The organism is Actinomadura sp. 7K534 (assembly GCF_004348575.1).
Taxonomy (GTDB): domain Bacteria; phylum Actinomycetota; class Actinomycetes; order Streptosporangiales; family Streptosporangiaceae; genus Spirillospora; species Spirillospora livida.
Genome location: NZ_SMKB01000127.1, coordinates 1 through 20,838, shown reverse-complemented (window position 1 = coordinate 20,838; position 20,838 = coordinate 1). Strand labels below are relative to the sequence as shown.

19 protein-coding genes are annotated in these 20,838 nt (G+C 71.2%); 11 read left to right on the top strand and 8 right to left on the bottom strand.

Features of this window, described 5'->3' with window-relative positions; translation table 11 throughout:
* The 4 genes from E1266_RS23080 to E1266_RS23065 all read right to left on the bottom strand — a co-directional run.
* A partial coding sequence (locus tag E1266_RS23080; protein ID WP_132050257.1) for a CDP-alcohol phosphatidyltransferase family protein occupies positions 1-785 on the bottom strand: 785 nt, incomplete at its 3' end.
* Positions 786-793: 8 nt separating this feature from the next.
* Entirely contained in the window at positions 794-1,465 is a 672-nt protein-coding gene (gene ribA / locus E1266_RS23075; protein WP_132050255.1) for a GTP cyclohydrolase II, read from the bottom strand.
* 111 nt (positions 1,466-1,576) lie between these two features.
* Positions 1,577-2,323: a nucleotidyltransferase domain-containing protein gene (locus tag E1266_RS23070; protein WP_207945867.1), complete on the bottom strand. Its 747-nt coding sequence runs from the start codon at positions 2,321-2,323 to the stop codon at positions 1,577-1,579.
* Positions 2,320-3,009, bottom strand: a complete 690-nt coding sequence (locus E1266_RS23065) for a nucleotidyltransferase domain-containing protein (protein WP_132050253.1) — start codon at positions 3,007-3,009, stop codon at positions 2,320-2,322. Before E1266_RS23065 ends, E1266_RS23070 begins: the two co-directional genes overlap by 4 nt.
* 219 nt (positions 3,010-3,228) lie before the next feature.
* Between E1266_RS23065 and E1266_RS23060 the strand changes: the two genes are divergently transcribed.
* Positions 3,229-4,542, top strand: coding sequence for an ABC transporter substrate-binding protein (locus tag E1266_RS23060; protein WP_132050251.1), 1,314 nt, complete (start codon positions 3,229-3,231; stop codon positions 4,540-4,542).
* 12 nt (positions 4,543-4,554) lie between these two features.
* Here the strand turns inward: E1266_RS23060 and E1266_RS23055 are convergent, their stop codons facing one another.
* Positions 4,555-5,868, bottom strand: a complete 1,314-nt coding sequence (locus E1266_RS23055) for an RNA-guided endonuclease TnpB family protein (RefSeq protein ID WP_207945866.1) — start codon at positions 5,866-5,868, stop codon at positions 4,555-4,557.
* A 23-nt stretch (positions 5,869-5,891) separates the two neighbouring features.
* Between E1266_RS23055 and E1266_RS23050 the strand changes: the two genes are divergently transcribed.
* From E1266_RS23050 to E1266_RS23005, 10 genes are all read left to right on the top strand, one after another.
* The gene (locus E1266_RS23050) at positions 5,892-6,932 is read left to right on the top strand and encodes a sugar ABC transporter permease (protein ID WP_207945865.1); all 1,041 of its coding nucleotides are present in this window, start codon (positions 5,892-5,894) and stop codon (positions 6,930-6,932) included.
* The gene (locus tag E1266_RS23045; protein ID WP_132050249.1) at positions 6,929-7,759 is read left to right on the top strand and encodes a carbohydrate ABC transporter permease; all 831 of its coding nucleotides are present in this window, start codon (positions 6,929-6,931) and stop codon (positions 7,757-7,759) included. The genes E1266_RS23050 and E1266_RS23045 overlap by 4 nt, the downstream gene beginning before the upstream one ends.
* Positions 7,760-7,805: 46 nt before the next feature.
* Positions 7,806-9,449, top strand: coding sequence for a glycoside hydrolase family 13 protein (locus E1266_RS23040; protein WP_132050247.1), 1,644 nt, complete (start codon positions 7,806-7,808; stop codon positions 9,447-9,449).
* A 10-nt stretch (positions 9,450-9,459) separates the two neighbouring features.
* Complete coding sequence (locus E1266_RS23035; protein WP_132050245.1) at positions 9,460-10,506, top strand: LacI family DNA-binding transcriptional regulator; 1,047 nt, start codon at positions 9,460-9,462, stop codon at positions 10,504-10,506.
* A gap of 176 nt (positions 10,507-10,682) precedes the next feature.
* Complete coding sequence (locus E1266_RS23030) at positions 10,683-11,978, top strand: extracellular solute-binding protein (RefSeq protein WP_243718736.1); 1,296 nt, start codon at positions 10,683-10,685, stop codon at positions 11,976-11,978.
* Positions 11,979-12,182: 204 nt separating this feature from the next.
* Positions 12,183-13,079 (top strand): sugar ABC transporter permease, encoded by an 897-nt coding sequence (locus E1266_RS23025; protein ID WP_243718739.1) that lies wholly within the window; start codon positions 12,183-12,185, stop codon positions 13,077-13,079.
* 74 nt (positions 13,080-13,153) lie between these two features.
* The gene (locus E1266_RS23020; protein ID WP_243718738.1) at positions 13,154-13,975 is read left to right on the top strand and encodes a carbohydrate ABC transporter permease; all 822 of its coding nucleotides are present in this window, start codon (positions 13,154-13,156) and stop codon (positions 13,973-13,975) included.
* Positions 13,972-15,396: a GH1 family beta-glucosidase gene (locus E1266_RS23015; RefSeq protein ID WP_132050243.1), complete on the top strand. Its 1,425-nt coding sequence runs from the start codon at positions 13,972-13,974 to the stop codon at positions 15,394-15,396. Before E1266_RS23020 ends, E1266_RS23015 begins: the two co-directional genes overlap by 4 nt.
* 34 nt (positions 15,397-15,430) lie before the next feature.
* Complete coding sequence (locus E1266_RS23010) at positions 15,431-16,441, top strand: LacI family DNA-binding transcriptional regulator (RefSeq protein ID WP_132050241.1); 1,011 nt, start codon at positions 15,431-15,433, stop codon at positions 16,439-16,441.
* A 15-nt stretch (positions 16,442-16,456) separates the two neighbouring features.
* Positions 16,457-16,942: a nucleoside deaminase gene (locus E1266_RS23005; RefSeq protein WP_132050239.1), complete on the top strand. Its 486-nt coding sequence runs from the start codon at positions 16,457-16,459 to the stop codon at positions 16,940-16,942.
* Positions 16,943-17,051: 109 nt separating this feature from the next.
* On the opposite strand, the gene E1266_RS23000 is transcribed toward E1266_RS23005, so the two are convergent.
* The 3 genes from E1266_RS23000 to E1266_RS22990 form a co-directional block, all read right to left on the bottom strand.
* A complete protein-coding gene (locus tag E1266_RS23000; RefSeq protein ID WP_132050237.1) occupies positions 17,052-17,399 on the bottom strand; it encodes a protealysin inhibitor emfourin in 348 nt (115 codons plus the stop codon).
* Positions 17,400-17,478: 79 nt separating this feature from the next.
* On the bottom strand, positions 17,479-17,880 hold the full coding sequence (locus E1266_RS22995) for an SSI family serine proteinase inhibitor (RefSeq protein WP_132050235.1): 402 nt from the start codon (positions 17,878-17,880) through the stop codon (positions 17,479-17,481).
* 210 nt (positions 17,881-18,090) lie between these two features.
* The coding region (locus E1266_RS22990; RefSeq protein WP_132050233.1) for a beta-galactosidase at positions 18,091-20,838 on the bottom strand (2,748 nt) is incomplete at its 5' end.

Below are 20,838 nucleotides of genomic sequence, written 5' to 3'. Positions count from 1 at the left end.
CGATTCCCCCGGTACCCGCGCCCCCCTCGGCCCGCCGGCCGGTTCGCGTGCCGCCGCGTGTACAGCCACCCGACGTCCCGCCCGAACGACCACACCAGCAGCGCGAGCGACGCCGCCACCAGCGCGGCCGCGTAGGGGACGACGCCCGAGGCGGCCACGGTCAGCGCGACCCCCTGCACCACCGCGACGGCCTTGCGCGCGATGCTGGGCCGCAACTCGGCGCGCAGCCACGGCGCCGCCCACGCCGCGGCGCCGAACACGTACCGCATGGCCCCGATCGCCAGCACCCACGCCCCGGCGGACCAGGCCACGTGCACGCTCAGCACCAGGACGAGGAACGCGTCGACCTCCATGTCGAACCGGGCGCCGAGCCGCGACGCCGTCCCGGTGCGGCGGGCGACCTGCCCGTCGACACCGTCCAGGACGAGCGCCACCGACGCGGCCGCGACCAGCGTCCACGTGTGGCCGTCCCCCATCAGATGCCCCGCGACCAGCGCCGCGACACCTCCCGTGATGATGACGCGACCGAGCGTGACGTGGTCGGCGGGCCCGAGCGTCCGCCGGTGCCGGAAGGCCGCGGTGAGGACGCCCCACGAGACCAGCGCGTAGGCGACGCCCACGGCGACGCCCGCGATCCCGGGCCGCAGCGCGGCCAGCAGCGCGAACTGCACGCCCACCGCGGCCGCCAGCTCGACGCCCCGCGTCGGCACCCTGCGGCGGCGCGGCGCCCCGGCGGTGTAGAGCACGCCCGGCGGCGCCGTCGTCAGCGGTCGCGTGACCGCCATGGGCCGCGTCATCCGCGGACCTCGCTCACCGGCGCCTCGCCGATGGCGCCGTCCAGCCCCGGGCCCTCCAGCTGGGGGAGGTCGTGGCCGAGCCGGTCGCGCTTGGCGGTGAGGTAGCGGACGTTGTCGTCGCTGACCGGGACGAGCAGCGGCACGCGCGCCGCGATCGCGACCCCGTAGGACTCCAGCGCGCTCACCTTGACCGGGTTGTTCGACAGCAGCCGCACCGACCGGACCCCCAGGTGCCGCAGGATGCGCGCCGCCGGCCCGTAGTCGCGGACGTCGACCGGCAGGCCGATGGCCGTGGCGGAGTCGACGGTGTCGAGGCCCTGGTCGTCCTGCAGGATGTGGGTGCGGACCTTCGCCACCAGCCCGATCCCCCGCCCCTCGTGGCCGCGCAGGTACACCAGGACGCCGGCCCCCTCGCGGACGATGGCGTCCAGGGCCGTGCCGAGCTGGTCCCCGCACTCGCAGCGCGTGGCGGCGAAGATGTCGCCGGTCATGCACTCGGAGTGCATCCGGACGAGCACGTTCTCCCCGCCCCCGACGTCGCCGCGCACGAGCGCCATGTGCTCGTGCCCGTCGACCGGGTCCCGGAACGCGACGGCGCGGAAAACGCCGCGCCTCGTCCTGAGATCCGCCTCCGCTATGTCCTTCTGGTCGATGCCCTGGTCCCGCATCGCTCCCCTTCCTCGGCGTCGCAATCACCCTGTACTACGTGGCAGAGGCACCAGGTGGTTGCGTCGGACGGTCCGTATACCCCGTGGCACGGAGGGGAGACACCGCAGGGTTCAGCCTAGGCGCGCCCGGACTACGAGGTCGTGCAACGCACGGGGGTCCGCGGGAGATTCGGGCAGGTCACTGCGGTCGCGCTCGTCCTCCAGGCGGGCGGTGAGCGCGGCGACGTCCGCCTGGAGGCGCGGCGGGGCGGGGGCATCAGCGGGCAGGGCGCCGTGCTCGGCGGCCCGCTTCGCCTCGATCAGGCCGGGAAGGTAGGGCGGCCCGTCGCCGGTGAGGCGCGTCAGGTCGGCCTGGATCTCGCCCGCGCGCATCAGGTGGATGCCCGTCAGCAGGACGCGGAACGTGTAGAGCAGCGGCTTCAGCTCGTTCGTCTTCTCGAACAGCTTCCACTGGGAGCGCGCGAAACCGAGGTAGTGGTGCGCGTGGTGCGACGTGAGCAGGCCGGGGACGAGGGCCTTGAGTTCCCGGTGGAGCTCGGATGTGGCGACGACGAGCGGCGACATGACCTGTTCCAGGACGTACCCGTTGCGCCGCAGAAGCAGGGTGCAGAACTTGGCCAGATCGTGCGTGACGATGTCGGCCTCCACGCCTTCGTGGTCCCACATGAAGGTGACGGTCTCCTCCCCCGTCTCCAGGCCGACGATCTCCTCCAGGGGCAGGAGGTGGACGCCGCGCAGGTCGATGTCGGAGTCGTCCGAGGGGAAGCCGTACAGGTGGGCGCCGCTGACCGTGACGAACGCGCGGGGATACGGGTGGTCGGCCGCGAGGCGGCCGAGCAGTCCTTCGGGAACGTTCACCAGTCGATGCTCCTGCGGCGTACGGAGACCAGGAGTTCCTCGATCTTCGCGCGGTCGGGCTCGGGGGGCAGCGGGCTGCGCGGCATGGCGGCGGCCAGCTCGGCGGTGAGGGCGGCGCGCCAGGTCTCGACCTCGCTCCAGCCGACCTCGCCGCGCCGGACGGCGAGGAGTCGGTCGCGCAGGTCGCCGACGTCCACGCGCGGCTCGCCGTGCCGGACGCAGTGGACGCCGCTGACGAGGAGGCGCAGCATGTGCATGACGTGCTTCCAGCGCGGCGCGCCGCCGTTGCGCAAGTCTCCGGCGAGCTTGCGGAACTGGGCCTCCGCGTAGCGGAGGAAAGTGCGGTGCACATGCCGGGACAGGAAAGCGGACCGGACGGCCAGCAGTTCCTCGCCGACCGGGGTCACCTTCTCGACCAGCGGCGACCAGAGGCACTCCAGGACGGTCGGGTTGGCGGCCAGCGCCAGCTCGCAGAACCGCTCCAGCTCCCACGAGAACTGCTCGGGCAGCGGGCCGTCCAGGTGCGTCGGCGGCTTGGCGAGACGCCAGAACAGCGGGGCCGGCGCCGCGTAGACGCCGCGCCGGTCGACGTCGCTGCCGGCGGTCGCCAGCCCGTAGGCCCGCGACCCGGTCACGACCGACAGGACCGTGTGGTCGCGGACGAGGTCGAGCGCGCTGCCGTTCACGGGGGCAGCCTGGCGCAGCGGCCGCGGGCGTGTCGACCCGGTTTGTCCGGAGCCTGGAAAGAGTTACAGCTTGGCTACTTTCTTGCAGAAAGTTTCTGCAAGCTGTTTACGATGTTGCAAAGCGTTGCTAGCGTCCGGCACCAGCCACCCCCATTCCCCGGACATGCGGGACGGCCGGCCCCCGAAGGCACGACCGCCCGTCCCGCCAAGGAGGACACCATGCGGCGCATCCCCCCCAACGGCGGCACCTCACTCGCCGGCATCGTCGCCTGCGCCGCCCTCGCGCTCTCGCTCACCGCCTGCGGCGGCGATGACGACGGCGGCTCGCAGGGCGGCGGCACCGCGGGCCTGGAGGGCCGCGGGCCGATCACCTTCGTGACCGGCAAGGACCGGTCCGGCAACCTGCAGAAGCAGGTGGACGCCTGGAACTCCGACCACCCGCAGGAGCAGGTCCGCGTCATCGAGCTCCCGGACGAGCCCAACGACCAGCGCCAGCAGATGATCCAGAACGCCACCACCAAGTCGGACGCCTACTCGGTGCTGAACCTCGACGTGGTGTGGACCGCCGAGTTCGCCGCGAACCGGTGGCTGGTCGAGCTGCCCAAGGACAAGGTCGACCTGTCCGCGATGCTGCCCGCGACGATCAAGACCGGGCAGTACCGGGACCGGCTCTACGCGGTGCCGTCGACGTCCGACGCGGGAATGCTCTACTACCGCGAGGACCTCCTGGAGAAGGCCGGGATCGCCGACCCCCCGAAGACCTACCAGGAGATGTGGGACGCCTGCGACAAGGTGCAGAGGCTCCCCGAGGGCGAGGACGCCGACTGCTACTTCACCGAGGTCAACAAGACCGAGAGCATGACGATCAGCGCGGTCGAGGCGATCACCGCGGCGGGCGGCTCGATCATCGGGCCGGACGGCAAGCCGGCGCTGACCACGCCGCAGGCCCGGCAGGGCCTGGAGTTCCTCGTGGACGCCAAGAAGACCCGGATGCCCAAGGAGGCCGTGACGCTGGACACCGAGGGCGGGCGGCGCTACTTCCAGTCCGGCAAGCTCGTCTTCCAGCGCCAGTGGCCCTACCAGTACGCGCTCGCCAACGAGGACGACGGCTCCTCCAAGGTGGCGGGTGAGTTCGCCGTCGCGCCGCTGCCCGGCCCGGACGGCCCCGGAGTGGCCAACCTCGGCGGGCACAACCTCGCGATCTCCGCGTTCGCCGCGAACAAGGCCACCTCGCTCGACTTCATCAACTACCTGACGGGCGCGGACGCGCAGCGCGCCAACCTGCTCGCGACCTCGCAGGCGCCCACCATCGCCGCGCTGTACGACGACCCGGAGATGGTGAAGAAGTTCCCCTACCTGCCCGTCCTCAAGAAGGCCATCGAGACCGCCGAGCCGCGTCCGGTCGCCGTGAAGTACGGGGACGTGACCGCCGCGATCCAGGGCGAGATGTACGACGCGGTCACCGGCAAGAAGTCCGCCGAGCAGGCGCTGAACGACCTTCAGGCCAAGCTCGGACCGCTGACCGCGCATTGACTTCCTCCCCTCCTAGAAGGGGATTCCAACCGTTCTACCCACGCAGAGGAGGTCGGGTTGAGGTTCGCGTTTCCTCGCCCCGCCCAACGGCTGGAGGGCTCCCCGCGCTGCCACCGCATGCCCTGCGGCGGTTCGGATGTTGATGGCCGCGTTCACGTCGGTGTTGTCGGCGTGTCCGCAGGACCGGCACCGGAAGACCGCTTGGCTCTCGCGGGAGTCCCGGTTGACGATCCCGCATGCCGAGCACCGCTGGCTCGTGTACGCGGAACGGACTTTGACGACCCGACCGGGCGCCTTGTGTTCCAGCCGTTGGAGGACGGCGCCCCAGCCGTGGGCGAGGATGCCCCGGTTCAACCCGGCCTTCTGCGCGACGCGCCGGCCCGGCTCCCCAATGGTGCCGCGCGCCGACCGGGTCATGCTCCGCACGTCCATGTCCTCGACGGCGATCACGTCGAAGTCGCGGGCCAGACTGGTCGTGGTCTTGTCCACCCAGTCGCGCCGCCGGTCGGCTTCACGAGCTTTCAGCCGGGCGATAGCGGCCTTGAGTCGAGCACGACGATTGGAGCCTCGGCGAGCGCGGGCAAGCCGTCGCTGCAACCTCAGCAGCCGCCCGGCCTCTCCGCTGGTCAAGCCGGGCGCGTGCAAGAGTTCCCCGGTCGACAACGCGGCGGACACGGCGACGCCACGGTCGACGCCCACCGCATGCCCGTTGCCGGGAGCGGGTACCGGGTCGGGGATCGCGGCAAACGCCACATGCCAGCGTCCAGCGTGATCGAGGGTGACCCGGTAGGACTTCACCTCAGCGGGGACGGGGCGGGACCAGCGAAACCGCACCCACCCAACCTTCGGGATCTTCACCTCGCCGACATGGCGGGAAAGGCGCCGTGCGTCACCGGGCCTGACCGCCACGATCCGGAACCCTTCGTGCCGTCCGGCTTTGCGCCAGGTGGGGTGCCGGTGGGTTCCGGCGAAGAAGTTCGCCATGGCTTGTGCGAAGTCCTTGAGTGCCTGCTGCTGCACGATCACCGACCCGCAGCGCAGCCACGGGAACGCGGCGCGGGCTTCGGTGAGCTGTCGGCACTGCTCGGCGAAGCCGGGCGCGCCCTCGCGACCAGGACGCCAATGGGTGTGCTGCTCGACCGCGAGGTTCCACACGAATCTCGCTTGCTTGCAGTGCTCCAGCAACCCCCGCTCTTGAACAGGTGTTGGTCGCAACCGGTAACGGGACACGCGCGCAACGATACGGACCGCCACCGACAGAACCAGGAAGGCACCATGACCATCCATGCCGCATGCCTTTTCCATCCTGAAGGACGAAGCACTCACGCTGTAGGCAACCGGTGAGCGGCATGGCCACGACCCGTCACGAGAAGCCGTCCGCCATGGGCAGCCCCGCGGCGGGCGCGCCGCGCACGCGTGCGGGCAAGGGCGACGTGCAGGGCACGCGGCGGCTGGCGGCGCTGCTGCTGTCCCCGACGCTGCTCGTGCTCGCGCTCGTCATCGGCTACCCGGTCCTCGCCGGCTTCCGCGAGTCGCTGTACGCGCGGGGCGAGGGCCTGGACGACCAGGGGTTCGTCGTGGCGGGCGACCGGTTCGTCGGCCTCGGCAACTACACCGCGATCGTCCAGGGCGACCGGGCCGCGGCGTTCTGGAACGCCTTCGGCAACACCACGTTCTTCACCGTCACGACCGTGGCCCTGGAGACGGTGATCGGTGTCGCGATGGCGCTGATCATGCACCAGATGTTCCGGGGGCGGGCGCTGGTGCGCGCCGGCATCCTCGTCCCGTGGGCGATCCCGACCGCGATCTCCGGGCTGCTGTGGCGCTGGATCTTCCAGGCCGACGGCGCCGCGAACGCGGTGCTGCGCGAGCAGATCCTGTGGACCGCCGACGGCTTCCCCGCAAAGATGGCCATCGTCGTCGCCGAGGTCTGGAAGACCTCCCCGTTCATCGGGCTGCTGGTGCTGGCCGGGCTGCAGATGATCCCCCGGGAGGTCTACGAGGCGGCCCGGGTGGACGGCGCGGGCCCCGTCCAGCAGTTCTGGCGGATCACGCTCCCGCTGGTGAAGCCCGCGCTGCTGGTGGCCGTCCTGTTCCGCATGCTGGACGCGCTGCGGATGTTCGACCTGCCCGCCGTCCTGATCGGCGTCAACCAGAAGTCCGTGGAGACCCTGACGATGCTCGCCTGGTTCGAGGCGTCCAACCTCAGGTACGGGTCGGCGGCGGCGTACGCGACCGTCCTGTTCCTGTACATCGCCGTGATCGCGTACCTGTTCGTGAAGCTGCTCGGCGCGGACATCATCGGCGAGGCCCGGCGGCAGGACCGGGGCGCGCGGAAGGGCGCGCGGAAGGGCGCGCGGAAGGGCGCGCGGAAGAAGGTGACCGCATGAGCGGCTCGCTCGCCAGGAGGACGCTGTCCTACCTGGGGTTCGCGCTGGTGGCGCTCTACTGCCTCGCGCCGTTCTACTGGATGACGGTGTCGGCGTTCCGCAGGCCGCAGGACCAGTTCGACAACACGATCATCCCGGTGCGGTGGTCGTGGGAGAACTTCTCCGCGGTCTTCTCCGGCGACAACGGGTTCGGGCGGGCGCTGCTCAACAGCCTCGTCGTGGCGGGCGGCACGACCGTGCTGACGCTGCTCATCGGCACGGTCACCGCCTACGCGCTGGCCCGGCTGGACTTCCGGTTCAAGAACGCCGTCCTCGGGCTCATCATCGCGACGACGATGTTCCCGGGAATCTCGCAGCTCGTTCCCTTGCTGAAGCTCTTCACCGGCATCGAATGGATCAACACCTACCAGGCGATGGTGGTCCCCAGCCTGGGGTTCGCGCTGCCGCTGTCGGTGTGGCTGCTCACGGCCTTCTTCCGGCAGCTGCCGTTCGAGCTGGAGCAGGCGGCCATGGTGGACGGCTGCACCCGCGGCCAGGCGTTCCGGAAGATCATCATTCCGCTCGCGGCGCCCGGGGTGTTCACCACCGCGATCCTGACCTTCATCGCCGCGTGGAACGAGTTCCTCATCGCCCTGTCCATGGTCAACAAGAAGGAGATGCAGACCGCCACGGTCGCGATCTCCAAGTTCACCGGCGTCTCCGGGTTCGACCAGCCGTTCGGCACCCAGATGGCGGCGGGCGTGATCGTGACCGTCCCGCTGATCGTCGTGGTGCTGGTCTTCCAGCGCCGGATCGTCGCCGGCCTCACCGCCGGCGGAGTCAAGTGACCCCCTTCCGCGTGCCCGCCGACAGCTCCCATTTCAAAGGACGTTCATGACCCAGGACACCCTGACCGTCCCCGCCGGCGACCTCGCCGGGGACGGCGCCCGCTGGTGGCGCGACGCCGTGATCTACCAGGTCTACGTGCGCAGCTTCGCCGACTCCGACGGGGACGGCGTCGGCGACCTGCCCGGCGTCCGGAGCCGGCTGCCGTACCTGGCCGGGCTCGGCGTCGACGCGCTGTGGCTGACGCCGTTCTACGTCTCCCCCATGGCCGACTTCGGCTACGACGTCGCCGACTACCGCGACGTCGACCCGCTTTTCGGCACGCTCGACGACGCCCGCGGCCTGATCGCGGACGCGCACGCCCACGGCCTGCGGATCATCGTCGACGTCGTGCCCAACCACACCTCCGACCGGCACGCCTGGTTCCGGGCCGCGCTCGCCGCCGCCCCGGGCTCCGCCGAGCGCGCCCGCTACGTCTTCCGCGACGGGCGGGGGCCGGACCGCGCCGAACCGCCCAACGACTGGGAGTCGGTGTTCGGCGGCCCCGCCTGGACGCGGCTGCCGGACGGCCAGTGGTACCTGCACCTGTTCGCCCCCGAGCAGCCCGACCTGAACTGGGAGAACCCCGAGGTCCACGCCGAGTTCGCGGACGTCCTGAAGTTCTGGCTCGACGTCGGCGTCGACGGCTTCCGGGTGGACGTCGCGCACGGCATGGCCAAGGCGCCGGGGCTCCCGGACGTCGGCCACGCCGACCAGGTCGAGATGCTCGGCACGGCCGTCCTGCCGTACTTCGACCAGGACCACGTCCACGACATCCACCGCGGGTGGCGGCGCCTCCTCGACTCCTACGGCGGGCAGCGGATCGCCGTCGCCGAGGCGTGGGCGCCGACCCCCGAGCGCCTCGCCGCCTACACCCGCCCGGACGAGCTGCACCAGGCGTTCAACTTCCACTACCTCACCGCGTCGTGGGAGGCGCCCGCCCTGCGGGAGGTCATCGAGGAGTCGCTGCGGACGGCCGGGGAGGTCGGCGCGCCCGCCACCTGGGTGCTGTCCAACCACGACGTGAAACGGCACGTCACCCGGTACGGCGGCGGCGACCGGGGCCTGCGGCGCGCCCGCGCGGCGGCGCTGCTGACCCTCGCGCTGCCCGGCTCGTCCTACGTCTACCAGGGCGAGGAGCTCGGCCTGCCGGAGGTGCTCGACCTGCCCGCGGAGTTCCAGCAGGACCCGCAGCGGCTGCGCGGCGACGGCGCCGGGCGCGACGGCTGCCGCGTCCCGCTGCCGTGGGAGGGCGAGGAGCCCCCGTTCGGCTTCGGCGCGGGCGGCGGCTCGTGGCTCCCGATCCCCACCGGCTGGCGCGACCTCACGGTCGCCGCACAACGCGACGACCCCGGGTCGATGCTCAACCTGTACACGGAGGCGCTGCGCATCCGGCGCGGCCATCCCGCACTCGGCGACGGCTCACTGCGCTGGCTGGACGGTCCAACCGGCACACTGGTGTTCGTCCGGGAAAGCGCGGGCGAAGGCGCGCGCGGCGGGCTCGCGTGCGCCGTCAACCTGGGCGGCCGCGCCGTGCGCGTCCCCGCGTACGGGACGCCGCTGCTCGCGAGCGGGCCGGTCCGCGGGGACGGCGGCCACGTCGAGCTGCCGCCGGACACCGCATTGTGGTGGGACGTCAAGGAGGAAGGCTAATTTGAAACCCATGACGACACGCCTGGCGGACATCGCGGCGCACGCCGGGGTGAGCGAGGCGACGGTGAGCCGCGTGCTCAACGGCAAGCCGGGCGTGTCCCCGACCACGCGCCAGGCGGTGCTGACCGCCCTGGACGTGCTCGGCTACGAGCGCCCGGCCCGGCTGCGCCAGCGGCGGGCCGGGCTGATCGGGCTGATCATCCCCGAGCTGACCAACCCGATCTTCCCCGCGTTCGCCGAGGTCATCGAGAGCGCGCTGGCCAGGCACGGGTACATGGCGGTGCTGTGCTCGCAGGCGCCCGGCGGCGTCGCCGAGGACGAGTACATCGAGATGCTGCTGGAGCGCGGCGTCGCCGGGATCATCTTCGTCAACGGCCTGCACGCCAACGCCAACTCCGACCGGGCCCGGTACGCGCGGCTGCTGGAGCAGGCGCTGCCGATCGTGCTGGTGAACGGGTACCGCCCCGACATCGACGCCCCGTTCATCTCCAACGACGACGTGGCGTCCATGGAGGCGATCGTCGCGCACCTGGCCGCAATGGGCCACCGGAGGATCGGGCTGGCGATCGGCCAGGAGGTCTACGTGCCGACGCGGCGCAAGACCGAGGGCTTCCGCCGCGGGATGGCGGCGCACACCGACCTGGCGCCCGGCGAGGTGGACGAGCTGGTCGTCAACACCATGTACACGGTCGAGGGCGGGCAGGCCGCGGCGACCCGGCTGCTCGACGCGGGCTGCACGGCGATCTGCGGCGGCAACGACATCATGGCGCTCGGCGCAATCCGGGCGGCCCGGCAGCGCGGGCTGCGGGTCCCCGCGGACGTCTCGGTCACCGGCATGGACGACTCGCTGCTCACCGCCTACCTCGACCCCCCGCTGACCACCGTCCGGCAGTCGGTGCGCGAGATGTCGATGGCGGCGGTGAGCACCGTCCTGGACGAGATCCGCGGCACCCGCGCGCCCAGGACCGAACTGGTCTACCGGCCGGAACTGGTCGTCCGCCGGTCGACCGCGCCGGCGCCCGCGGCGGCCCGGCTGGCGCCCGCGAAGGACGGTTGACCAGGTGCTGACCGCGGGTCGGAGCGACCCTGACCGGCCCGGCGCCGCGGCACGGTTGTTGTAACGGTTGTGTTTCGGCGCATTGACAGTGAGGCCCGTCACGGTCTTTCATCCGTGGGAGCGCTCCCACACACCTGGAAGTCACAACCTGAGAGGGGTCCGCCATGAGGGCCATCATGCGGCGCGGACTGAGTACGGCGATGGCGGCGGTGCTCGTCGGCGGCCTGGTCGTATCCTGCGGCGGGGACGACGGCGAGGACGGCGGCTCGGACGGCGGTCCGGTCGAGCTCACCGTCGACGTCTTCGGCGAGGCGGGGTACGAAGAGATCGCCAAGCAGTACGAGCAGTCTCACCCCAACGTCACCGTCAAGCTGCGCAAGGTCTCCAGCCTCGACGAGTACAAGCCGCGCATCCAGCAGTGGATGTCCACCGGAAGCGGCGCCGGCGACGTCGTCATGCTGGAAGAGGGCATCCTGCCGCTCTACATGCAGCAGGCGAACAAGTTCGTCAACCTCTTCGACCACGGCGGCAAGGAGCTGGAGAAGAACTTCCTGCCCTGGAAGTGGCAGATGGGCGTCAGCCCGGACGGCAAGCAGCTCGTCGGACTCGGCACCGACGTCGGCCCGCTCGCCATGTGCTACCGCAAGGACCTGTTCGAGAAGGCGGGCTTCCCGACCGAGCGCGACGAGGTCGGCAAGCTCTGGCCGACGTGGGACGAGTTCCTCGCCAAGGGCCAGGAGTTCCAGGAGAAGGTCCCCAAGACCAAGTGGCTGGACGGCCCGACCGCCGTCTTCCGCGCGACCGTCCTGCAGAACGCCGGCAGCGGCCCCGGGCACAGCTTCTTCGACAAGGAGAACAACCTCGTCTTCGAGAGCAACCCGGCCGTCAAGCAGGCGTTCGACACGTCGCTGAAGTTCGAGCAGAGCAAGCTCACCGCCGACATGTCGATCTTCACGCCGCCGTGGCAGACGGCGCTCAAGCGCGACACGTTCGCCACCCTCCCGTGCCCGTCGTGGATGCTCGGCGGCATCGAGGAGTTCTCCGGTGACGCCGGCAAGGGCAAGTGGGACGTGGCGACGATCCCGGGCGGCTCCGGCTACTGGGGCGGCTCGTGGCTGGCCGTGCCGAAGCAGACCAAGCACGCCAAGGAGGCCGCCGAGCTGGCCAAGTTCCTGACCTCCCCCGAGGGCCAGGTCGGCGCGTTCAAGGCCGCGAACGTCTTCCCGTCCTCCCCGCAGGCCGCGCAGGACCCGGCGGTGGCGGGCGCGACGAGCGCGTACTTCAACGACGCCCCGGTCGGCAAGATCTTCGGTGACCTGGTCGCCTCGGTGAAGCCGGTCCACCTCGGGCCGAAGAACGAGGACGTGCGGGCCGCGGTCGAGAACGTCCTGGTCTCGGTCGGCCAGGGCAAGCAGGACGCCGGTGAGGCGTGGAGCAAGTCCGTCGAGGAGGCTGAGAAGGCCGCCCGCTAGTCCCGGCGGTCTTCCTACCACGGCGGCGGCGCCGCGCCGCAACCTCCCCGCCGGCGCCGCCGCCGTACCCATCCCTCCCTCAGCCCCGTCCTCGGAAAGGAGGCGCACGACGTGACCACCGATCTGCGCCCCAGCCGGAACGGCCCCCCGCCGCCCTCGCCGGCGAAGGCCGACCCGGGGCCCCGCCGCACCTGGCGGGCCCGGCTGGCCAGACTCGACGTGAAGGGCGCACCGTACGCCTTCATCTCGCCGTTCTACATCGTCTTCCTGATCTTCGGCGCGTTCCCGCTGCTGTTCACCCTCTGGGTCTCCCTGCACGACTGGGAGCTGGCGTCCGGGACCCGCGACTTCGTCGGGCTGGACAACTACGACTACCTGCTCACCGACGCGGACTTCTGGCACGCCACGGTCAACACGATCGGGATCTTCCTGATCGCGACCGTGCCGCAGCTGCTGCTCGCGCTGATGATCGCCAACGCGCTGAACCGGCGGATGCGGGTCCCGACGCTGTTCCGCATCGGGATGGTCGCCCCGCTGGTCACCTCGACCGCCGCCGTCGCGATCGTGTTCACCCAGATGTTCGACCAGGACTGGGGGATGATCAACTGGTTCCTCGGGCTGTTCGGCGTCGACGCGATCGCGTGGAGCAGCAGCCGCGGCTGGTCCTGGGTCGCCATCGCCGTGATGGTCGACTGGCGCTGGACCGGCTACAACGCGCTGATCTACCTGGCCGCCATGCAGGCCATCCCGAAGGACCTCTACGAGGCCGCGGCGATCGACGGCGCGTCCCGCATCCGGCAGTTCTGGCAGATCACCGTGCCGATGCTGCGTCCCACGATCATCTTCACGGTGATCATCTCGACGATCGGCGGGCTGCAGCTGTTCACCGAGCCGGTCCTGTTCAGCATCCACACGCCCAACAAGATGGAGGGCGGCCCGCTGCACCAGTTCCAGACGATCACGATGTACATGTACGACAACGCGTTCTACAGCGACCGGTACGGCTACGGCGCCACCGTCGCCTGGGCGCTCTTCGTGATGATCATCGTGTTCTCCCTGATCAACTTCCTGGCCGTGCGGCGTACGGGAGGCACCAAGTGACCACGCTCCTGGCCGGCCCCGGCCGGCGCCCCGCGGGCAAGCACGCCGCCGCGCCCGCCGGCCGCTTCCGCAGCCTGTGGAACGCCAGCCCGCTCACCTACCTGACGCTCCTGGTGGCGCTGTTCCTGTCGATCTTCCCGATCTACTGGATGATCGCCATGGCGACCCGCACCAACGACGTCGTCGCCGACGTCCCGCCGCCGCTGCTGCCCGGCGGCAACGGCGGGGGGAACATCGAGCGGCTGTTCAACAACCCCGACGCGTTCTTCGCCAAGGGCCTGCTGAACTCCGTGATCGCCTCCGGCGTGGTGACGATCACCACGGTGTTCTTCGCCTCGCTCGCCGGGTTCGCGTTCGCCAAGCTGCGCTTCCGCGGCAAGAACGGGCTGCTGCTGGTGATCATCGCGACGATGATGATCCCGGTGCAGATGGGCATCATCCCGCTCTACATGATCATGGTGGAGCTGGGCTGGCAGAACCAGCTGCAGGCCGTCATCGTCCCGTTCCTGGTCACCGGGTTCGGCGTGTTCATGATGCGGCAGTACGCCGAGCAGGCCGTCCCGGACGAGCTGATCGAGGCGGCCCGCGTCGACGGGTGCACCACGTTCGGCATCTACTGGCGCGTCGTGCTCCCCGCGCTGCGGCCCGCCGCCGGCGTCCTCGGCCTGTTCACGTTCATGCAGACCTGGAACGAGTTCATGTGGCCGCTGGCCGTGCTGAACCCCGACAACCCGACCGTGCAGCTGTCGATCAACAATCTGGCGAACGCCCACTTCCAGGACTACACGCTCATGTTCGCCGGTACCAGCGTGGCGGTGCTCCCGCTCCTCATCGTGTTCATCATTTTCGGCCGCCAGATCATCGGCGGAATCATGGAAGGTGCTGTGAAGGCGTGACCTCCCTCAAGGACGACACCGGCGCGACCACGGCCGCGCAGTTCCCGACCGCGTTCCGATGGGGGGCCGCGACCGCCGCCTACCAGATCGAGGGCGCCGCCGGCGAGGACGGGCGCGGCCCGTCGATCTGGGACACGTTCTGCCGCACGCCCGGCAAGGTGCTCGGCGGCGACACCGGCGACGTCGCGGTGGACCACTACCACCGGTTCCCCGAGGACGTGCGGCTCATGTCCGACCTCGGGCTGACGGCGTACCGGTTCTCGATCTCCTGGTCCCGGGTGCAGCCGTCCGGGACCGGGGCCTTCAACCAGGAGGGCCTGGACTTCTACCGCCGGCTGGTCGACGCGCTGCTGGACGCGGGCATCGAGCCGTGGCCGACGCTCTACCACTGGGACCTCCCGCAGCCGCTGGAGGACAAGGGCGGCTGGCCGGAGCGCGAGACCGCGCACCGGTTCGCCGAGTACGCGACGCACGTGCACGCCGCGCTCGGCGACCGGGTCCGCCACTGGACGACCATCAACGAGCCGTGGTGCGCGGCGTTCCTCGGCTACGCGTCCGGGGAGCACGCGCCCGGCCGGCTCGACCCGGCGGCGTCGCTGCTCGCCGCGCACCACCAGATGCTCGGCCACGGCCTGGCGATCGAGGCGATGCGGGCCCGCACGCCGGACAACCGGTTCGGCGCCGCGGTCAACCTCTACGCGATCACCCCCGCGACCGACGACCCCGCGGACGTGGACGCGGCGCGCCGCATCGACGGGCTGCAGAACCGGCTGTTCCTCGACCCGCTGCTGCTCGGCCGCTACCCCGAGGACGTCCTGGAGGACACCTCCCGGTACGGGTTCGTCCCGGCGGACGCCGACCTGGGCGTGATCGGCACGCCGATCGACCATCTCGGCATCAACTACTACTCGCGGCACACCGTCGCGGGCACGCCCGGCGAGGCGGCGCAGACCGCGTCGTCGCCGTTCTCCACGCACTCCCCGTGGGTCGGCAGCGACCATGTCCGCTTCGTCCCCGCCGGGCGTCCCGTCACCGGGATGGGCTGGGAGATCGACGCGGACGGGCTGCACGAGGTCCTCACCCGGGTGCACCGCGACTACCCGGAGGTATCGCTGTACATCACCGAGAACGGGGCGGGCTACGACGAGACCCCGGACGGGGATGGCACGGTCCAAGACACGGGCCGGATCGACTATCTGGACGCGCATCTCCGGGCCTGCCACCGCGCCATCGCCGACGGCGTACCGCTTCGCGGCTACTTCACCTGGTCCCTGCTGGATAATTTCGAGTGGGCTTGGGGCTACTCCAAGCGCTTCGGGCTCGTCCACGTCGACTACGCCACGCAACGCCGGGTGCCCAAGGACAGCGCCCGGTGGTACGCAGGGGTGATCCGGCGGGGCGGGCTGCCCGGACGGGGCTGACGCCACACGGGACCGGACGGACGAAGGGGGCGATATGACGGGCAGCAGCACCCGTCCCACGCTGGAAGCGGTGGCGGCGAGGGCAGGTGTCGGGCGCGGCACGGTGTCGCGGGTGGTCAACGGCTCGCCACGGGTCAGCGCCCAGGCCCGCGAGGCGGTGCTGAAGGCGATAGAGGAACTCGGGTACGTGCCGAACCGCGCGGCCCGGACGCTCGTCACCCGCCGCACCGACACCGTGGCGCTGGTGGTCGCCGAGTCCGACCAGCGGCTGTTCGACGAGCCGTACTTCGCCGGGATCATCCGGGGGATCAGCAACGGCCTCGCCGACACGGGTCTGCAGCTCCTGCTCGCGCTCGCCCGGTCCCCCGCCGAGTACGGGCGGCTGGAGGAGTACCTCACCACGCAGCACGTGGACGGGGTGCTCCTCACCTCCCTGCACGCCGAGGACCCGCTGCCCGCCAAGCTGGAGGCCAACGGCGTGCCGACCGTGCTCGGCGGGCGCCCGCCCGGCCTGTCGCCGGTCAGCTACGTCGACGTCGACAACCGCAGCGGCGCCCGCGAGGCCGTCACCCACCTGATCTCCGGCGGCCGGCGGCGGATCGCGACCATCGCCGGCCCGCAGGACATGGGGGTGGGCCTCGACCGGCTGGCCGGCTACCGCGAGGCCCTCGCCGAGGCCGGGCTGCCGGAGTACGTCGAGTACGGCGACTTCGGCGAGGCCAGCGGCATCATCGCCACGGAGCGGCTGCTGGCCGCCGAGCCGGCACTGGACGCGGTGTTCGCCGCGGACGACCCGATGGCGCTCGGCGCGCTGCGGGTCCTGCGGCGGCACGGCCGCCGCGTCCCCGGCGACGTCGCGGTGATCGGGTTCGACGACTCGGCCGCCGCTCCGCTGGCCGACCCGCCGCTCACCACCGTCCACCAGTCGGTGGGCGAGATGGGCGTGGAGATGGCCCGGCTGCTGGTGTCCCGCATCCGCGGCGAGACCGTCGCGGACCCGGTCGTCATCATGCGCCCCCACCTGGTGCTCCGGGAGTCGGCGTAGTCCTATGATCGTCCGGTGGGCTACGAACCGACCGACGCCGAACTCGTCCATCTGAACCGCTGCGTCGAGCTCGCCGCCGAGGCGCTCGGCGCGGGCGACGAGCCGTTCGGGTCCGTGCTGGTGTCCGGGTCCGGGAAGGTCCTGTTCGAGGACCGCAACCGCACCGCGGACGGCGACCAGACCCGGCACCCCGAGTTCGAGATCGCCCGGTGGTCGGCGCGCAACCTCGCCGCCGGCGAGCGCGCCGCCGCCACCGTGTTCACCTCCGGGGAGCACTGCCCGATGTGCTCGGCCGCGCACGCCTGGGTGGGGCTCGGCCGCATCGTCTACGTCCACTCGTCCGCGCAGCTCACCGCGTGGCGCGGCGACCTCGGCCTCCCGCCGGGGCCGGTCGCGCCGCTCCCGGTCCAGCAGGTCGCGCCGGGCCTTCCGGTGGACGGCCCGGTCGCCGCCCTGGAGTCAGCGATGCGCGATCTGCACACCCGCTTCGCCGGGTCGTGAAGCGGGGCCCGAGGAACGGGTGAAGCACGGCGTGCCGCCCTCCTAGGTCGGCGGGCGAGAACGGCACGCCGTGGTCCGGCCGGGGCGCCAAGGACCGGCGCCCCGCCGCTCACCTCCTGGCCGGCACCGCGGGTCGCTCCAGGAGCGCCTCCAGCCGCTCGACGGCCGTCCGCCAGTCGCACGGGACTTCGCACCGCGTCGTCCGGTGCCCCCGGTAGGTGAGGGTGTAGGTGAAGTGGTCGGCGACGTCGCATCCCGCCGCCGACGAGCGCGTGGTGACGACGCGTCCCAGCGCGTCGCGCAGGCCGCGCATCTCCCCGGCCTCGAGCGTGACGTTCCGGCCGTTGGCGGACGCCGCTCCGGCGGCATCGACGGAGACGCGTTCCCGGATTCCGGCTATTCCTCCGGTGCGCTCATAGGTGACCAGCACGTCCGGTCCGGTGAAAGCGAGCATCATATTCGGATCACGCCCTTCTTGAATGCGGGCCGCCGGACAGCACCCCGCTTCCCCAACCCGGCGGCCCGCGGTCCGCGGTTTACTCGCCGAAAAGAATTCCACCGGTGCCGCGCATGGCCGCGCAGCGGTTGGGATAGGTGCGGGTGAAATGGCGTGGCCGGTCGCGCCATTTACCGTCGGCGCTCACCCGGACCGGCGCGTATTCGAGCGTGCACGGCCCTTCCTTCGCGGGGATCCGGGCGACCTCGCCGTCCGCGGCCGCGAGCTGGGCGCAGGCCCGGGAGGCCGCCTGGAGCGTCCCTCCGTCCGGACCGCACCAGAGCGTCTTCGCGGTGACGGGACCCTCTTCCGGGGCCACCATCAGCAGGTATGCGCCGGTCGGCTCCACCGGGGCCTGCGCCTGCGCCGGGGCGGCCTGGGCGAGTACCGCCGTTCCCGCCAGCGCGGCGGCCCACCGGATTCGGGCGCGCGACATGGTCATGTCTTCCTCCCTGGATTGCCCGCCGCGATCTGCGGCATCGGCCGGCCGGGCGCCGATGTGTGGTGGGCGCCCCGCCGCTCCAGACATTAGGCGCCGCGAACTCCGGCGAACAACCCCATTGTTCGTCCCAACCTGGCCACCGGTTCACACTTAAATCAAGTCTGCCCAAGTGTGCAATACCAGATGACCACCATTTAACCCGCGGTTGTGCTAATGCGGGCCCGGACGCAGGACGTTGCCCGCGGCGGACAGCGCAATTCCGCCGGGTTTGGACCGTTCTTCGGTGATCACGGCGATGGTCAGCGTGTTGCGGCCGCGCGGATCGAGGATTCCGCCGGGGAGGGTGAAGTCGCGCTGGATCCCGCCGTTGACGTACTCGCCGAGGTTCCAGCCGTTGACGAAGACGAGTGCGCGGTAGCGGCCCTCGCCGCGGTCGAAGCGCAGGGTCACGGGGACGTCCTGAGCGCGCGGCAGGGCCAGGCGGACCTGCGTCGTGTACCAGTGGACGCCCGGTGCCACCGGGCGCGTCGGTGACGTGGCCGTCCACTCGCCGGTGGGCGCGCCGGGCAGGTGCCAGCCGTTCCGCTCGCCGTGGAGGCCGCCCGTGTTGAGCGGGCCGCGGAGCCGGTCCGGAGCGCGGGTCCCCTGGATGCGCCAGGTGACGGGGTTGTCCGTCACCTCGGCGCCGACAAGGCCGCGCGGCTGCTTGTGGCGGACGTCGTCGGCGGTCCAGTCGTCGTTGTGGCCCATGTTCTCGACCAGGACGGACAGGACGGCCCCCTCCCCCTCGGCCAGCAGGCCGGGCGGGACGTCGAACGTGCCCGGCCCGGGGTTCTCGTTGACGGGGGCGTCGGCGTCCTTCTGCTCCCCGCCGGCGGCCGAGCCGAGGTAGCGGCCGTTCAGCCAGACCTGGTAGACGCCGCCCTTCCCGGTGATCGCGTTGAGCTTGACCGACGATTCGTCGCCGGTCGCCGTGAAGTGGCCGCGGTACCAGACGTGGCCGTGGTGGAACCCGTACTCGTCGGCGTAGAGGACCGGCGGCTTCTTCGGCTTGATGGGGCTGGCCGTGGTGGTGCGGTCGGCGGCCGTCCAGGACGAGTCGTCGAACCCGGGCCGGGCTTCGGGCGCCCCCTCTGCGCCGCGCCAGTGCTTGAGCGCGGGGAGCCGGACGGGCCGCGGCCCCTTCGCCCGCGCCACGAGGGCGCCGCTCCGGTTCGTCCGGGTGCGGATGCTGCGGCCGTTGAGGGTCGCGCGGCGGGCCGAGGTGAAGATCTCGAATTCGGTCGGCCGGTCCAGGTCCGCCCTGACCGCGACGGTGCCGCCCGAGACCCGGGCGGAGCGGACCAGGTAGGTGCCGCGCACGAGGGTGTCCCCGGAACGCCAGAACCCGGCGGCCTCCTTCTCCGTGCCGAGGAGGAGCAGGAGGGGCCTCCGGCCGACGCCGGATATCTCGACGCGGGCCAGCCCCTCGTGGGCGTAGTCGAGTCTGAGGTCGCCGCCGGCGAAGGACGCCTTCACCGAGCCGCTCAGGACTTTGACGTCGGGGCGCGTGCCGTAGCGGAGGACGGTCGTTCCGGCCACGCCCTCGGTGCCGTAGAGGACGGCGATGTCCCGGCCGCCGGTGGTGGTGTGGGTGAGCAGTTCGGACGTCGTGGCCGCGAGGCGCTGGCCGCCCATGTCGTAGCCCGCGACGAGGATCTTCGCGTCCCGTCCTTTCAAGTGCACGGGCAGCCGGTACGTGCCGTCAGGCGTGTCCCAGGTGAGGTCGGCGGATTCATCGCGGTCGGTCGTGCGGTCGGCGTGCCTCACGAGGACGAACTGCGTACCGGTGTCGGGGTTGGCGCGGGCCTCGGTGTGCACGGACGGATTGCCGGAGGCGGGTGCGGTCGCCGGTTCCGTTCTCGTCAAGGGCGCGACGCTCGTGACGAAGAGGCCCTGGCGCTTGAACTCGTCGTACTTGGCGGTGAGCCGCCGGTTCTCGGTGATGGGGGCGCCGTAGTCGTACGAGGTGTAGACGTCGTTGGGCTGGCCGAGGCGTCCCCAGTTCGTGCCGCCGAACGCCATGTAGTAGCCGAACATCGTGGCGCCCGAGGTGATCAGATTGGACTTGTAGTACACCTTCATGAACCGGGGCCCGGTCAGTTCGGCGCACTTGTCGTAGCCCGCGCGGAACAGGTCGATGGCACCGGCCTGGTATTCGGCGGCGTAGACCGGCGCGCCGGGGCTGAGGCGTTCGGTGACGCCCTCTCCCCACGTCCCCCAGACGGCGGGCTCGCGGCATTCGAACGACTGCGGGTAGTCGTCCACTCCGGGGATCTGCACGGCGCCCTGCCCTGATGCCCAAGTGGGCGTCCAGGAGGCGTCGCAGCATTGGTTGTGGGTGATCGGGACGTCGATGCCGTGTGCGCGGGCCTGGCGCTGGATGTCCTCCATGTAGGCGGCGTCGGTGTTGGCCGCGTATTCGTTCTCGGCGTTGTAGGCGATGACCGATCCGCCGCGCGTGACCTGGTGGCGGGCGATGATGGGGTCGATGTTCGCCAGCCATTCACGGTAGGCGCGGGTGTATTCCGGATCGCTGGAGCGGGCCCGCCCGGGAACGGTCTTCAGCCAGGCCGGGAGACCGCCGCCGGTGGTCTCCGCGTTGATGTACGGGCCGGGACGCGCGACGACGTAGAGGCCCAGTTCCTCGGTGAGGCGCAGGAGCCGGTCGACGTCCCTCACCCCGGTGAAGTCGTAGCTGCCGGGGGCCGGGGAATGGTAGCCCCAGTTGAAGTAGAGCGAGACCCCGTTGAACCCGGCGGCCTTCATCTTCTCCAGGACGTCCCTCCACAGCTCGGGGCTGGGGAGGCGGAAGTAGTGGAATTCGCCCGACCAGAGGAGGACGCGTTTCCCGTCCACGATGAGCGAGTGGCGGTCGTAGCCGACGTCATGGGCGTCGGCCTGGGCGTCGGCCTGGGC